Origin of the sequence: Pseudomonas sp. WS 5532 (genome assembly GCF_012985445.1) — a bacterium.
In the GTDB taxonomy this organism is placed as follows: domain Bacteria; phylum Pseudomonadota; class Gammaproteobacteria; order Pseudomonadales; family Pseudomonadaceae; genus Aquipseudomonas; species Aquipseudomonas edaphica.
Map to the genome: position 1 here is coordinate 72510 of NZ_JAAQWK010000006.1, position 15845 is coordinate 88354.

At 57.2% G+C, this 15845-nt stretch carries 8 protein-coding genes; all 8 read left to right on the forward strand.

Going from position 1 to position 15845, the window contains the following annotated elements; all coding sequences use genetic code 11:
• The first annotated feature begins 9 nt into the window (after positions 1-9).
• Positions 10-1097, forward strand: a protein-coding gene (locus HBO23_RS12520; protein ID WP_170038240.1) for an IS3 family transposase whose coding sequence is annotated in 2 segments (ribosomal slippage) — positions 10-262 and positions 262-1097 — 1089 coding nt in all. Because the reading frame shifts where the segments join, the coding sequence is not laid out codon by codon here.
• A gap of 961 nt (positions 1098-2058) precedes the next feature.
• A complete protein-coding gene (locus HBO23_RS12525; protein WP_170038242.1) occupies positions 2059-3795 on the forward strand; it encodes a hypothetical protein in 1737 nt (578 codons plus the stop codon).
• Complete coding sequence (locus tag HBO23_RS12530) at positions 3792-5510, forward strand: chemotaxis protein (RefSeq protein ID WP_170038244.1); 1719 nt, start codon at positions 3792-3794, stop codon at positions 5508-5510. Before HBO23_RS12525 ends, HBO23_RS12530 begins: the two co-directional genes overlap by 4 nt.
• 761 nt (positions 5511-6271) lie before the next feature.
• Entirely contained in the window at positions 6272-8890 is a 2619-nt protein-coding gene (locus HBO23_RS12535; protein WP_170038246.1) for a PD-(D/E)XK nuclease family protein, read from the forward strand.
• A complete protein-coding gene (locus HBO23_RS12540) occupies positions 8890-12063 on the forward strand; it encodes a UvrD-helicase domain-containing protein (RefSeq protein WP_170038248.1) in 3174 nt (1057 codons plus the stop codon). Before HBO23_RS12535 ends, HBO23_RS12540 begins: the two co-directional genes overlap by 1 nt.
• A 54-nt stretch (positions 12064-12117) precedes the next feature.
• The gene (locus HBO23_RS12545) at positions 12118-13344 is read left to right on the forward strand and encodes a phospholipase D family protein (protein ID WP_170038250.1); all 1227 of its coding nucleotides are present in this window, start codon (positions 12118-12120) and stop codon (positions 13342-13344) included.
• Positions 13345-13436: 92 nt separating this feature from the next.
• Entirely contained in the window at positions 13437-14936 is a 1500-nt protein-coding gene (istA, locus tag HBO23_RS12550; RefSeq protein WP_170038461.1) for an IS21 family transposase, read from the forward strand.
• On the forward strand, positions 14929-15732 hold the full coding sequence (gene istB, locus HBO23_RS12555; protein WP_011911830.1) for an IS21-like element ISPst3 family helper ATPase IstB: 804 nt from the start codon (positions 14929-14931) through the stop codon (positions 15730-15732). Before istA ends, istB begins: the two co-directional genes overlap by 8 nt.
• Positions 15733-15845 lie beyond the last annotated feature (113 nt).

A 15845-nucleotide genomic window follows, 5' to 3' on the forward strand; every position in this document is an offset into this window, starting at 1 on the left:
AAATTTTGCGTGAAGACATCGCGTTTTTCAGACAGTCAAATCATGGCCATCCTCAAGCAAGCAGAGGCTGGAACCCCAGCCCCAGAGCTGTGCCGCGAGCATGGCATCAGTTCGGCCACGTTCTACAAATGGCGTACCAAGTTCGGCGGCATGGATGCCTCGCTGATGGCCCGTTTGCGCGAGCTGGAGGAAGAGAACCGACGGCTTAAAAAAATGTACGCCGAAGAGCGCCTTAAAGCCGAAATCATCCAGGAAGCCATGGCAAAAAAGTGGTGACGCCATCTCGGCGACGAGAGATGGCGCAAGACGTGGTTCGCTCGGGTCGGTGCAGTATCAGGCTGGCATGCTTGGCCTTTCTGGTCAGTATCACCTGCTATCGCTATCAGCCACGCTTGGCGTCTGAAAACGCCGAAATTGCCGATCATTTAATCCGTCTGACACACAACCAGCGAAACTGGGGCTTCGGCTTATGCTTTCTGTACCTGCGCAACGTCAAAGGCTACCGCTGGAACCACAAGCGCGTGTACCGGATTTACCGCGAGCTGGAGCTGAACCTGCGGATCAAGCCGCGCAAACGTATCGTGCGCGAGAAACCCGAGCCACTGGCTGTGCCTGAAGCCAGTAACCAGTGCTGGTCGATGGACTTCATGCACGATCAATTGTCGGACGGACGCAGCTTTCGGGTTTTCAATCTGATTGACGACTTCAACCGGGAAGCCCTGAGCATGGAAATTGATTTTTCGCTTCCGGCTGAGCGTGTGGTGCGCGCGCTGGATCAGGTCATCGAATGGCGCGGTAAACCGCAGACAATCCGCAGTGATAACGGCCCCGAATTCATCAGCGCCAAACTCACTGGCTGGGCCGAGAAACAGGGTATCCGTTTGGAATATATTCAACCGGGCAACCCGCAGCAAAACGCTTACGTCGAACGCTATAACCGCACGGTACGTTACGACTGGCTGGGCCATTACTTGTTTGAATCGATAGCTGAAGTTCAGAACTACGGGACGAACTGGATCTGGACATACAATCACGAACGCCCGAATATGGCCCTCGAAGGAATCACTCCCAAACAGAAATTGGCCCTGGTGGCCTGACCTCTATTTCTGGTGAATGCTAAAAATGGGGGGATTACCGGCCCTGGTGGCCTGACCTCTATTTCTGGTGAATGCTAAAAATGGGGGGATTACCAAGAGTTCTTTCGAGGGATGACGAAAACCCGCCTGAAGGAGGTGATTCGGGAGGAAATTGCAGCGGTTGATTTCGGACAGGAATTTGAGTCCTCCCTCATTTCCGACCTCATACTCCAGAAACATTACCACTGCGCGGCGCAACGCCTTCGCCCTAGTCTCTTTCGAAAACTACCCCGACACGGAGCAGCTTATGATTTCCAAGGCTACTTTCCAGCACATGGCTGGCACGGGGTCTCATGGACGCAATGCATCGACTCTCGCGATGAAATGGCCTGGTTGGATCGCGCGCTCAGGGATGCCGCACACCCTATAATTTCTAGCTATAGATCGACACACCCAATATGCGAACGTTGCGGGAACACCCCCTCAAGTGAAGTTGACCACGTGTCTCCTGAGTTCAACGTTGTGGTCACCCAGATAATTCAGACGCTCAGCCCTCCGCAGATCGAGGAGATATTTTCCCGCTTTAACTGGCTGGACAAAGAGCCATTCTCTTTGCCGCTAGGGCACGCTGCTTTGCAGCTTCTTGATGATGCTCATCAGACTGCAATCCTCCAAGCCGTATGCAGGCCGTGTCATGTGCTCAACGCGAATGAACGGCGGCGCTGAGCGATTCGGAGACTGGCGATGAAACCAAACTGGCTGCCTCCTCGTGAGTAATCCTCAGCAATTGGACTTGCTGGCCCACAAGCTCTCTTATGACGGTATTTAAGAAACCCGGGGCGATTCAATTCGCACCCCGAGCCTCATCATGCGCCGGGGGGATGGCCAGGAAGGTATTCCGAAAAATGAAACACGCTTGATTATGGGCATACCCTGCGGCGTGAAGATATCATGCGCACCGACGGGAACATGGAGATTCACTATGGCTGTGCCTTCGCACGCCGAGATCATGAAAAAGGTGCGAGAGGGCACTCTGATCGAGGCTATCTTCAAACGGCATTGGGACTGCTGGCCAAGCGAGTATGGGCCATACACTGATACCCTTTCCGAGATACACAACCAAGGCCACCTCGACTTAGCTGAAGGGTTATCATCAGACTTCTTGAGTCACTACCCAGGCCATTCAAAATTAATTGGTCGGATGGTCTACGCTAGCCTGCTGGGCAAGCTGAATATCCCTTTTGCACCATTATTGGACGTCATCGAGCGCCTTTATGACCCCGTCGATGACTGGAGAGACATCTCGAAAATACTCGGATCCTGGTGCCATAAGCGCCGTGATCGGATCGAACAAGTTTTTGAATTTGTCGATCAGTGCGATGAACGTTACGAGAAACTCCAAACCCTGAAGGCCGCGATATCAGAGGCCGTACAATTCGAAGCGGAACACCATGCGGAGCGAATCTACGCGTATCTAGTCCACCCGAATCAGTCCTATAGGCTCCAGGCTATCGAAGGACTTCGGCACGCCTCCTTCAAGAAGGAGCAAGGCTGGCAGAACACGATTGATGTTTTCCGCACAGTCATTGGACACGATCGCTCAGACGATTTGCGTGCGTCATTGATAGATGCTGTAGTCTGCTGGTTCGAGGTAGCACCTCCGGCAGTTCATTCAGCGATGCAGTCATTCATACTTGAAACGGCGGAGCCACCGACGCCAGCGGTGACGTCGAAGATTGCTTGGACGCTTGCACACAACTCTGGACACCTCAAACAGCGCCTATGGGATTCGATGCTCAAAGTTTCACAAGATGCCCCGCTCCAGGCAGGTGACTGTTCAAATCTGGATTTTTTTTTGGAAAGGCTTATCAAAGCCGGCGGTGTGGCACGCGCGCAAGACTTTCTGCAGCACCTGCTTCTCAAGGATGGTGGGAAATCCGAACACCGGCTCAGCCACTTCCAGAGCGTCGTTCAAGTGCTCCTCAAAGGCCAGCCTGCAATCTTGACTGCTTGGGTCTTCAATTGGCTGAAAATAGGAGACCATCGTCTTTGTAGTGAGCTAAACAACGCTTTATTCCTAGGGCTAGAGGAACCTCATCAGTTCACCTTTGAAGGTACGCCTTTCACCTTTGAACCGAAGGAATATGGTTTCATTGCTCGCAAAGCAATCGGTCACTTTTTCCATCACCCAGTATCGTTGGCCGCACTCCTCATTCTTCTGGGAAGTTCAGCCCCACCCCAGCAACGAGCAGAAGTTCGAGACCTGCTGTTTGACCCTGTACTCATCAACTATCCAAATATTGCAAAGGGATGTCTGGCCACTGTCGCGAACGGCAATGATTGTGCCTCCAGTCTGATCAGGGAGGCGACGGATCTACTCGATGATTACCTTAAAGGAATCAGAGAAGCGCCCCTCCTGCATGAGCTCAAACCCCCTGCACTGCACAGGCAAATGGAGTTTGAACGATACAGTGATCAGATTCAGCAGGCTTTGGACGAAGGCAGGAAAGATTCCTTTCTGGCAGACCTGTTTCGCGAACGGACACTGCTTTATGGGAATGGGGTCGTTAGTTTGGCACCAGTAGATGGCGAACTTCATCCCTTTGAAACCGAAGCAACCGTCTTCAGCCATAAACTCGAACTACCCCGTCAATATTTATTTGAGCCTGTTTCACTACGCAAGATGCTATTTCATTACAAAATGGAGATCCGTTCGTGAAGCTAGTGTTTAAACAATATGTTGCGGCACTACGTGAACGTGACGAGTTGGATGTCGTTCTTCCCGACCTGTTGAGCGAGCTGGGATATAACGTAATCTCTCGCCCTGGCAAAGGCACTGATCAAGCGGGCGTCGACGTTCTGGCGGTAGGGCCTGCAACCGTTTCTGGCGAAAAAAAACTCTATGCGTTTACGATTAAAAAAGGCGACCTAACCCGCAATGACTGGGATCAAACAAACCAGTCATTGGTTAGCTCCATTAGTGACATAATCTTTAACTATTTCCCATCACGTGTGCCACCCGAGTTTAAAAATTTAGAAAAAGTCATCTGTATCTGCTTCGGAGGCGATATCCAGGAGCCTATGAGAGCGCGTATAACTGGTCTAATGAAAGTTCATTGCGAAAGGTATGGTGTCGATTTCGAGGAGTGGAATGGCGACAAGCTCGCCGGGCTCCTAAGCGATGGGATTCTACATGAACAACTAGTCACCAAAGACCTGCGCAGCTATTTTCAGAAGTCTATTGCGATGCTTGATGAGCCGGAGGTTTCTTATGCAAACTTCTCGCTCCTGCTGAATGGCTTACTGCCCAATGAACTACCCGATCGTAAAAGCAGCCTGACCGCACTCAGGAAGACATATGTGTGCCTCTCTGTCCTCTACGTTTGGGCACGAGAAGCCGAAAATCTAGAAGCCCCTTACAAGGCCAGTGAGCTTGTGATCCTTCATGCCTGGGAGTTCATAAAAGACAAATCAACAGCGCCAGCTTCAAAAAATCTGCGTGCTACTTTCGTCGAGCTACTTCATCTCCATTTTCGAATCTGGGATGAATACTACGGCCAAAAAATACTTCCCATTGTTGAAAATCGGCATGCGGTTTCAGCAGCGGTAAGTCCTAACAGCCCAGTAGACACCAATCTTAAGCTGTTTGAAATTCTAGGACGACTTGCTCAACGAGGTCTATGGATACTATGGGAGTCCAGACACGTAAACATTGACGATAGCCAGCGATTAGAGCATAAAACAAACTCCAAGCAGCTCGCGAAACATATATATCATCTGATAATAAATAATGACTGCCTGTTAAGCCCGTGCACAGACACTCAGTCTACTGACATAGCTACGGCATTATTTTTCCTTTCCCATCTGGAAGAGTTCCGAGACCTGGCTCCTAGCTATTGCTCGATGATCCTGGATCATTATCGGTTCGCGTATAGTGTTCACGATCGCTATCCCACCCATGTTTCACGCTACCGCGATTTGATTGCTCATCCCCTAGAGCAAACAGAGGATTATAGAAAATGGCACACCTCTGGAAGCACGTTGATTCCGCTGCTGCTGCTCTGGGCTACTATCGACGGGGCAAATGAACATACGCAGGCGTTTGCAGACTTCGCTAACGAATCCTTGAGGCACTGCTGCTGCCAGCTTTGGATGGTCAAAAGCGACTCCGAAGATCACCTCTACAAAAATGACCAACGTCATGGCGCGGTACTCACCGAAATCCCTATCACAGCTGATGGTGAATCAGCGATGTCTATGCTGGAAACAGCCTGCAAGAGTGACGAGGCATACCTAGGGCTATCCGTGATCGAGCAAGGGCACGACCCCATTCTGGTAATGGCGTGCAGGCATCACCGCCTGCCTCTCCCCCCTCATCTCTGGATCTCTGGGTTAAGAAAGACGAGGTCTACCCGACAAGGGCATCTTCTCTAGCAATCAGGTGGTCATCTCGCACGAGCGAGGATCGCTATTTCGGTACCGCTCGTTCTGGATCGCCAAAAACGAGCATTACTACCAAGACCGTCAATATGGTGCAGAGCCAGGCCGAAAATATTTTCGGCGACCCTGAGAATCTAGGCGGCGTCGGACAGCGTGTTTATCTGATCATTTTTGCCTTTTCACAAACCATGGAGCTCCATTCACTTCCAGTGGATTGCTACATTGGGGGGCACATCTGAGGGCATGCTTTAGATGGTTTGAAATGGATGCCCCCAGCCTGAAGTCCAACAGTTCCTTTCTAGAAAAGTCACCCGTTGTTGTTCCCACACACCACGGAGTGAAGGTAGGCCGATGAGATGCTCTCCTCGGCCCAAGTGCGTGAGCAACCGAGTGATACCTGCTGTGCAATTAATATTTCAAGTGTAAGTCGCCAAGCTGAATTCAGGTATCACTCCGACGCTTTTCAAAACGCTGCCAAAAGTCGGCTGCTCACTCCAGGGGTCCAGCAGGCTTTACCAGACCTCTAGCTGGAGAAAGGCTGCTAACGGTAAAGAGCGGAAATTCAGTAGGCGCGGTTCCGTGTCTGCCTTGCTGCGATATCTGACACACAGGCAATTGTGGTCTGACAGCCGCTCTCAGCAATTTTCCGTCGTACGTGAATGGTTGCTTTCGGTTAGTCTTGTCGACTAGGGGCAGGGGAACAAGATGCAATAGGACGCCTGCATTGGATTGTCGTCAAGGAAGTCAACCGTAGCATGCACATCACTTTTGGCCTTTTCTTGGATACCCGTCAGGGTCCGTCCCCGACGAACTTCTTCAACACCCCGATAGTGGGCCGCCTCGGATTCCTGTCCCTGCTGGAGACCTACCTTGGTCTAAGCGCGCCAGAAGCGTCCAAGGCAAGACGCGTGACCATCTACTCTGGCCTGCTGCGCGTCCATGACAACAACTCGCGCTTCTACAGTGCGTCCCTGAAGGCCGACAGCATTGGTACGGCTGCGCGCCTCCTGACCTGGCGTGACGAGTGGCGGCTTGGCGGTTGGGACGGCAGTGCGAATCCAGAGCATACTTCGCGAATCCAGGAGCTTGCCGCCATTGAAAAGGCAGCTCTCGAAACGCTGCCGCCCGGAGAGGCCGAGCGCTTGCACCTGGTGATACAGGCTCTGAGTGCGTCCGGCCCCGGCCCCATCAAGTCAGTTCACCTGGTTGACCCGCCCGAGGACTTCCCACTTCTCTGGCGGCAGGTGCTCGAGCGCCTGCCAGCGGTCGAAGTCCGACTTCCCGAGCCACAGGGAGAAGGCCAACTCCGTGCGTTGCAAGAGCAAGCCCTAACCGTTGTGGCTGGAGGCTCCGCGGGCAATCTGACCGTGCAAACCGACGGGAGTGTCTTGCTGGTGCACGCTCTCGCGGCCACGACCGCCGAACACTGGTTGAGCGCACAACACTCGCACCAGCCCGGCGACCGGCTGATCCTGGCTGAGGAGGCCGGCGACTCGCTAGATGTGTCGCTGTCCGCGACCGGTGGGGTCAACTGCGGGTTCGAACGCCCTAGTCAGCTCCGCCCAGCCCTACAGGCACTAATCCTTGCCCTGGAAATGTGCTGGGAACCAATAGACATGAACCGGCTGCTGGATTTCCTGACGCACCCAGTTGGCCCATTCAGTCGTCCTGCGAGAGGCAGGCTCGCTCGTGCTGTCGCCAAGCAGCCTGGAATTGGGAGCGAAGCCTGGACGGCGGCTAAGGCCAAGATCGCAGCGGGTAACGATGCCCAGAAAGTAGCAGATGAAATTACCTTCTGGCTGGAGTCAGAGCGCTGGTCACGCACCGATGGAGTGCCGGTCGATGCACTGATTGCTCGCGTCGCCCGGATGAAGGAGGCTATGCGGCTTCGCCTCTCAGGTGAATCCGCTGATGCGGCGAGCTTTACGGCGGCGCATAGCCAATGTGCGGCCGTCCATGAAGCATTGATCGAGCTGGCTCGGCAAGGGTTGGCCACGGTGCTGCCTCGGCAAGTCGAGCAGTTGGTCGCCCACGCCACGCCCGCCGGGGCAACCAACCCCGCTGCGGTTTCCCATGTCGGTTGCATGCGCTCGACCAGCACGGCAGCCGCGTGCATCGAAGCAGCTGATGAGGTGATCTGGTGGATGCCATCTACGCCTGCCCTGCCCTCGCCTCTGCCTTGGTCTCCTGCCGAGGTGAACGCTCTTACTCAATTAGGTGTCCAGTTGCGAGACCCGGCGCGTGAGCTTGTATCGTTAGCACTGAAGTGGCTGCGGCCACTACTTGCTGCGAGAAAAAGATTCATCATCGTCTGCCCTCCCCCCGGTACAGAAGTACATCCGATTCGCCAGCTTCTTAAGAAGCTCGTACCGGATATCGAGTCCGCTTCGCTTGACCTGGACATTGCACTCGACTCCACACTTCTCGGGGTAACCGCCGAGGTGCTTGCACCTCAGTCGCTGCCCGCAACTTCACGACACATCCAACTCCCTCATCCCGTGCAGCTCGGCGACGCTTTACAGTCGTTCACTACGCTCAACGAACTCTTCAATGACGCAGCCCTATTCGTTCTGAAACGAGTGGCGAAGCTGGATCCGACCTCCGTCCTGGCGGTGGATGAGGACAACCGCCTGCTGGGTATCCTCGCTCATCGGGTGCTCGAGAAACTCTTCGCGCACAACGATGCCTTGAGTTTGTCAAACTCCAATGCCGTTGCGTGGTTCCGCGCCGAAGCAGACTCGCTCTTGCTGACTGAAGGCGCTGTACTACTCATGCAGGGTGCAGGGGTAACGCAGCAGCACTTCCGGAAGGTCTGCGAACTAGCCATCTGCAGTCTCCTAGATCACCTCAGGCTCGCTGGTGCCGTTCAGGTTCAGACGGAGGTGGAGTTCAGAGGAACCTTGGGAGCAGTCCCGCTGATCGGCAAAATTGACCTCTTGGTCACGCTTGGTGACAAGCGAACTGTCGCCGTGGACATAAAGTGGAGAGGCGATACCTACTACGCTGGACTGCTTCGCTCTGGCGAGCACCTACAGTTGGCGCTCTACTCCAGCCTCATAGAGCAAACAAGCGGTATCGCACCCGCCGCGCTTGCCTATTTCATCCTGGAAAGTGGCGGGCTGTACATCACCGCTGCCGACATCTTCCCAAAAGCGCAAGTCCGAAGACCGCCGGACGGCGTAACCGTCTCCAATCTACTGGACCGCGCGCGCGCTACCTGGAAGTGGCGCAAGCAGCAGCTGGACGCCGGGACCATCGAAGTCGTTCCGGAAGATCCGAACGACGAGTACCAGGGCCCTGAGGGAACCCTTCCGGTCAACGGTCCAAGCAAATGGGACCGAGACCACCTTATCTTGCTGGGAGGCTGGAAGTGATGAACAACATCGAATTCATCAGCGCAGGCGCCGGCAGTGGTAAGACCTACAAGCTGACCGGAACTCTCGCACAAGCCCTCGAATCTGGCACGGCACGGCCTCACGCCATCTTGGCCACGACCTTCACGGTGAAGGCCGCTACCGAGCTGCGCGAACGCGCCCGCTCCTGGCTTCTTGAAAAGGGCCGTATCGACCTCGCCACCGCCATAGGCCAAGCCCGCTTGGGCACCGTCAACAGTGTCTGCGGTCAGATGCTTAAGCGGTTCTGCTTCGAGTTGGGCCTGTCTCCCGACCAGACTGTCCTGGGTGAAGGTCAATCCAAGAGACTGCTCAAAGCCACGCTGGCCGAGTCGATGGATGCCGACGCACAAGCGGAACTAGTTTGGCTCACAGAGCGGTTTGGCATCGAACAGGCGGACTGGTCCAAGACTGTTGAGGCTGTCGTCAAGGCCGCGCTCGATAACGACATTGAGCCAGGGGCGCTTCGCGTGATGGGTACTCAGAACGCAGACGCTATGCTCGCGAACTGGCCTGTTCCAACTGTGGGGCTGGACCCGACCATGGCATTGGCGACCGCGTTGGCCAAGGCGCACCAGGAAGTAACCGCCTACGTAGAACAGCAGCAGGCTGTCGGCGCCAAAGTTGCAGACAACCTCTTAAAAGGCCTCGACGGGCTGCAAAAACTGGATCGCCTCTTCCGTGAAGGACGCTGGTGCTGGCCCGACTGGATCGGCGCAGCCGGGTTTGACGCCGGCGCTAAGGTCAGGGATATCGTGGCACCAGTCAAGTCCGCAGCTCAGGCCCACGAGTCTCACCCGGCCTTTCATGCCGAGGTCCGTCGGTACCTTGACAAGGTGTTCAATCTGGCCGCCGACGTTCTCGACGCCTACGAGCAGGCAAAGAAGGCGCTGGGTGCAGTCGACTTCAGCGACCAAGAGGTGTTGCTGCTACGTGCATTGAGGACAAAGCCAGCCGTCCGTGAAGTGTTGGCGGCAGAACTGGATCTCATCATGGTCGATGAGTTCCAGGACACCAGCCCGCTCCAACTGGCGCTTTTCGTCGAGCTGGCCAAACTGGCTAAGAAGTCGGTGTGGGTCGGCGACCCCAAGCAGGCTATCTACGGCTTCCGCGGAACTGACTCAAGCCTCATTTCCGGCGTTCTCAGCGCCATCAAGAGCTGGGGCGGAGTCATAGGGAAGGCTCTGGACATCTCTAGGCGCTCCACCGAAAGCCAGGTCTTGCTCACTAATAGTGTATTCAACTCTGCGTTCGAGCCCGACCTGACGCCTGAGCAGGTTCGGTTGCAGCCTCTGCGGAAGGACATTCCGGACCAGCCCGCGCTGTTGAACTGGAACTTCGAGAGCAGCCGAAACGACTCGGACTACCTAGGCCTTGGCCAGGCCATCCGCGAGCTGCTCGAGTCCGGGGTTAAGGTTGAAGACAAGGACACCAAGGAGCTCCGACCGATTCAGGCCGGCGATGTCGGAGTGCTGTGTCGCTACAACGACCAGGTCGAATTTGCCGTCACGTCGCTCACGCGCTGGGGCATCCCGTCAGCCAGCCCACGCTCCGGCTTGTTGGGGACTGCCGAAGCCATCTATGTCATGGCCTGTCTGAGGCGCATGAACGACGCAACCGACACCGTCGCCACGGCGCTGGTTCTAACCCTTGCCGATGGCACTCCGATCGAGACCTGGCTTGCAGACAGGCTGCAATACCTAGCCACCGATGGGGTGAGGTCACACGAGTGGCTGACGAAGGGTGACAGCGCCCATCCGCTACTGGCCCGATTGGAAGAGCTGCGTCCAACGCTAATGGCTTTGACGCCACAGGAAGTGCTGCGACTTGCCGCTGCCGAGTCCCAAGTAGTGCGGCTGGTCGGCCAATGGTCCACCTCCCCTCACGAGAGCCGCAATAGGCTGTCCAATGTCGAGGCACTGGTCGAGCTCGGAAAGACTTTCGAGGACGAGTGTGTCGCCGCGAAGCGACCGGCGACCGTCAGCAGCATGCTTCGTTGGCTGGACGAACTCGCCAGCGCAGAGGACGATAACCGGGCCATTTCAGCAGACAACTCAGTCTCGGTCCTCACCTATCACGGAGCCAAGGGGCTGGAGTGGCCAATCGTCGTGCTGACAAGCCTCGATGCGACAGCACGCAGTTCACTTTGGGGCGTGCGCGCGAGAACAGTTGGGGGCTTCGATCCGCGGCAGCCGCTCGCCAACCGCTTCGTACACTGCTGGCTGAAAACCTGGGGCAAACGGTCCCAGCCCCAAGCCGCCCTCAACGCCGAAGCCAGCGCCACTGGTCAAGCCATGCAGGCAGAAGCCCTGGCGGAGAACAAGCGCCTTCTCTATGTGGGCCTGACCCGCGCGCGTGATATGAACGTCGCAGTGTCGTTCGTTCGCAAGTCAGGGGCGGGGCGCGCCTGGGTCGGCGAAATTCAAGGCGCAGCCGAGCTGTTGTTCGGCGACTCAGGAACCATAGCGATACCCGACGGCCAGCAGCTCTCCAGACTATCGAGGTCGTGGAACAAGGATGACTGCTCAACCGAGCCACCTGCCAAAGCCTCAGAGGCCTGCCGCTGGTTCACAGCTCGTCCGCGCGTGCAGGCCGAGCCGTTGTGGCATCAACCGAGTTCTGCCTCGGGCGGCATGTTCAAGGTAGTCGAGACTGACGCAGTAGGAGTCCGGCTAAGCTTGGCGGGCAAGCCCGACATGGCATCGCTGGGCACGGCGCTCCACCTGTGCATCGCTCGCGCCGGCGTGATTGGCGGGATTTCAGCCCCTGACGTCGAACGAATCCTGATGACCTGGGCCGTGGCTCATTCTGTGGATAAGGAAGCCGTTTGCGCCCAGGCCAGAGCGTTCCAAGCTTGGGTAGCCAAGCGCTGGCCTGACTGCCCCGTTTACGTCGAAGTGCCCATCGAAGCGAATGGCCCTAACGGCACTCGTATCCGGGGCCGCATCGACTTGCTGGTTGAACTGCCAGATAGTTGGATTCTCATGGACCACAAATCGAACCCCGGTGGCTCGGCCAGAGACGAGGACTTGGTGGCTGAGCACGGCCCGCAGCTCGAGTCCTATGGTCGTGCCCTTCTCAACGCGACCGGCAAGCCCGTGAGCGAGCGATGGCTCTACATGCCGGTCGCTGCACGAGCAGTCCGCCTCTCCTGACGCTCCCAGAAGCGCACCGGACTTAGTTAAATAGAAACAAGAGGAAAAGCAGAGATGGATGTGAAGTTCCTGTCGGCTTCGCAGACGCAGTCGACACTCATAGCACTGGTTGAGAACTGCGAGTCGATGCAATGGGCAGTAGCCTGGGCGACCGAGAACGCGGTCTTCGAGGCAGCGATGAAATACAGCTCGAAGTTCGAGCACTTCGTTGTCGGCACTCATATGTTCCAGACGCAGCCCGAGGTGCTTGAGCGGGCAGCAGCGCTAGCGGCCGCAGCCGTCGTTCCTCCTACGGGCGATCTGTTCCACCCGAAGGTCTACCTGTTTCGTAACGGGCAACGCATACGCGGCGTGGTAGGGAGTCCAAATCTCACTAAGGCGGCGATGAGCCGAAACGTCGAGGCGAGCGTGCTGCTTGATGGCTCGCTCGACGATGCAGCGCTGGTAGAGCTCAGTCGCTTCGTCGCAGAAGCGTGGAAGGGGGCGGAGGACATTTCTCACGAGTTCCTCTTTCGGTACCGTCACCAGTACGCAGCTAAGACGGCTGCGCGACAGGAACTGATCAAGTTTGCTGACGTTCGGCCACCTTCTAAGCCGAATACCAAGCGCGCGCCACATGACATGAGCTGGGCGGACTACCTCGTGCAGGTCCGAAACTCATCACACCCGTCTGCGCACCTGTTTAAGGAGCGCTTGGGCGTTCTGACAAAGGCTCGCGCCCTTTTCGCGACTGGCATACCCTACGCGAAGTGGAACGAGGACGACCGCAAGCTGGTCGCCGGCACTCTCGGGCGCAAGAAGTCTCAGCAGCCAGGCGTGGACTACGGGCTTTTCGGGAGCATGGGCGCAAGTGGGACGTTCGCGAACCTGGTCATCGAAGCGCCCACAGGTCTCTCCCACGCCCTCGATTTCATCCCGTTGATGGACGCGGTCACGCAGCGCGACTACGACCGCTACTGCAAAGCGTTCAGAGCAGCCTTCGATCAGGACGGGCGAGTCGGCGGACTACCGACCGCGACTAGGCTCTTGGCGATGAAGCGGCCTGACGCATTCGTGTGCATCGATTCGGCCAACCGGAAGGACTTGTGCGAAAACTTCGGTGTCAGCCCGAGCACAACGAACCTGGAGAACTACTGGCAGCGCATCATTGAGCCGATGCACGGTGATCCGTGGTGGAGACATCCGCAGCCGAGCAATGCGGCTGACGCAGAAATCTGGTTGGGACGTGCAGCGCTTCTGGACGCCATCTACTACACGCTGTTGCCGCTGACCGAAAACTGACCCAGTAGAGGCTGTTCTGCCGACTGAAAACTGACCCAGGTGTTCAACTGCTTCTGCTCAATTTTTGAGCAGGAGAACACAGGGTGATCAGTATGGAAATGATGGGCAAAATCCGCCGGATGTATTTCCGCGACAAGCTGTCGCTGCATGAGATAGCCAAGCGCACCGGGTTGGCGCGCAACACGATTCGCAAGTGGGTCAGAGCACCTGAGGCCAAGCCGCCGGTCTACCAACGCCGCGCGATCTTCAACAAACTCAGCCCTTTTCACGCCACGCTGGAGCAGGCGCTAAAAGCCGATTCGCTGCGGCCCAAGCAACAGCGGCGCAGTGCCAAGGCGCTGTTGGCGCAAATCAAAGCCGAAGGTTATGACGGTGGCTACAGCCAGCTCACCGCGTTTATCCGTGCCTGGCGAGGGGGACAGGGCAAGGCGTCGCAGGCCTTTGTGCCGCTGACCTTTGCTCTTGGCGAGGCGTTTCAGTTTGACTGGAGCGAGGAAGGCTTGCTGGTCGGCGGCATTTACCGGCGTATGCAGGTGGCACATCTGAAGCTGTGTGCCAGCCGTGCGTTCTGGCTTGTGGCGTATCCGAGCCAGGGCCATGAGATGTTATTTGACGCCCATACACGCTCGTTCGGCTCCTTGGGCGGCGTGCCGCGCCGGGGCATCTACGACAACATGAAGACGGCCGTCGACAAGGTCAATAAGGGCAAAGGCCGGACGGTGAATGCGCGCTTTGCGGTGATGTGCGCGCATTACCTGTTCGATCCGGACTTCTGCAACGTCGCCGCTGGTTGGGAAAAGGGCATCGTTGAAAAGAACGTGCAAGACAGCCGTAGGCGCATCTGGCTAGACGCCCAGGACTGTCATTTTCACTCCTTCGAGGAACTCAATGCCTGGCTGGGCCAGCGCTGCCGCGCGCTTTGGAGCGAGCTGACGCACCCTCAATACAGCGGGCTGAGTGTGGCCGAAGTGCTGGAGTTGGAGCGCGCTGAACTGATGCCTGTGCCAGCGCCATTCGACGGTTACGTCGAGCGGCCTGCGCGGGTCTCCAGCACCTGCCTGGTCAGCGTCGGGCGCAACCGCTACTCGGTGCCGTGTGAGTACGCGGGTAAGTGGGTCAGCAGCCGTTTGTATCCGACGCGAATCGAGGTGGTGGCTGACGACGCGCTGATCGCCAGCCATGTCCGCTTGCTGGATCGCGACCAGGTCAGCTATGACTGGCAGCACTACCTCCCGCTGATCGAACGCAAGCCCGGTGCGCTGCGCAACGGCGCGCCCTTTGCTGATCTGCCGGCGCCGCTGCGTCAGCTTAAGCACGGTCTGGGGCGTCATGCCGGCGGTGACCGGATCATGGCGCAAGTTCTGGCTGCCGTACCGGTCGCCGGGCTCGATGCGGTGCTGGTGGCTGTTGAGCTGGTACTGGAAAGCGGCAGCCTGAGCGCCGAACACATCCTCAATGTCGTGGCACGGCTGACAGCATCCGAACCACCACCCAGCGTCGAAACCCACTTGTCGCTCAAGGAAGCCCCCGTCGCTAACACGGCGCGCTACGACCGCCTGCGTGGCCAGGCCGAGGAGGTCGGTCATGCGTGATTTGATGGCGGAACTCAAGGAGCTGCGCCTGCACGGCATGGCCACGGCCTGGGCGGAGTTAACTGCACAGGGTGAGTCGAACACAGCCTCGTCCAAGTGGCTGCTCGAACACCTGCTGGAACAAGAGCACACAGATCGCGCCATGCGCTCGGTGAGCCACCAGATGAACATGGCCAAGCTGCCGATGCACCGCGATCTGGCCAGCTTCGATTTCAACGCCTCTAGCGCCGACGCACGCCTGATCAGCGAGCTGGCCAGCCTGGCCTTTACCGACACCGCGCAGAACGTGGTGCTGATCGGTGGGCCAGGCACCGGTAAAACCCACCTAGCCACCGCGCTGGCCGTGTCCGGCATCACCCGGCATGGCAAGCGCGTGCGCTTCTACTCCACGGTCGATCTGGTCAATCTGCTGGAGCGCGAAAAACACGACGGCAAAGCCGGGCGGATCGCCCAGGCACTGCTGCGCATGGATCTGGTCATCCTCGACGAACTGGGTTATCTGCCGTTCAGCCAGGCTGGCGGTGCGTTGCTGTTTCACCTGCTGTCCAAGCTGTACGAACACACCAGCGTGGTGATCACCACCAACCTGAGCTTCGCCGAATGGTCGAGCGTGTTCGGCGACGCCAAGATGACCACCGCCCTGCTGGATCGGCTGACCCACCACTGCCACATCGTCGAAACCGGTAACGAGTCCTATCGCCTGCAACACAGTAGCTTGGCGGCCCAGGCCAAGATCAAATCACGGGAGCGAAAGCGTAAGGGCGGCCAAGAACCGGAGGACGATGAGCCGTTCTGATTTCATGGCGACGACGGCCTGCTACATGGCTGCGTGTGGCAGGTCTTAAACAACTGAACTGGGCTAGCGAAGGAGTGGGGGCAACAGCAGCTGCGCTGGTAGACTTATCCACA

Bases quoted from the DNA above. Each gene is read 5' to 3' on its own strand.
- HBO23_RS12535 (WP_170038246.1), top strand. From the start codon at position 6,272: ATGCACATCACTTTTGGCCTTTTCTTGGATACCCGTCAGGGTCCGTCC.
- istA (WP_170038461.1), top strand. From the start codon at position 13,437: ATGGAAATGATGGGCAAAATCCGCCGGATGTATTTCCGCGACAAGCTG.
- HBO23_RS12540 (WP_170038248.1), top strand. From the start codon at position 8,890: ATGAACAACATCGAATTCATCAGCGCAGGCGCCGGCAGTGGTAAGACC.
- istB (WP_011911830.1), top strand. From the start codon at position 14,929: ATGCGTGATTTGATGGCGGAACTCAAGGAGCTGCGCCTGCACGGCATG.
- HBO23_RS12545 (WP_170038250.1), top strand. From the start codon at position 12,118: ATGGATGTGAAGTTCCTGTCGGCTTCGCAGACGCAGTCGACACTCATA.
- HBO23_RS12525 (WP_170038242.1), top strand. From the start codon at position 2,059: ATGGCTGTGCCTTCGCACGCCGAGATCATGAAAAAGGTGCGAGAGGGC.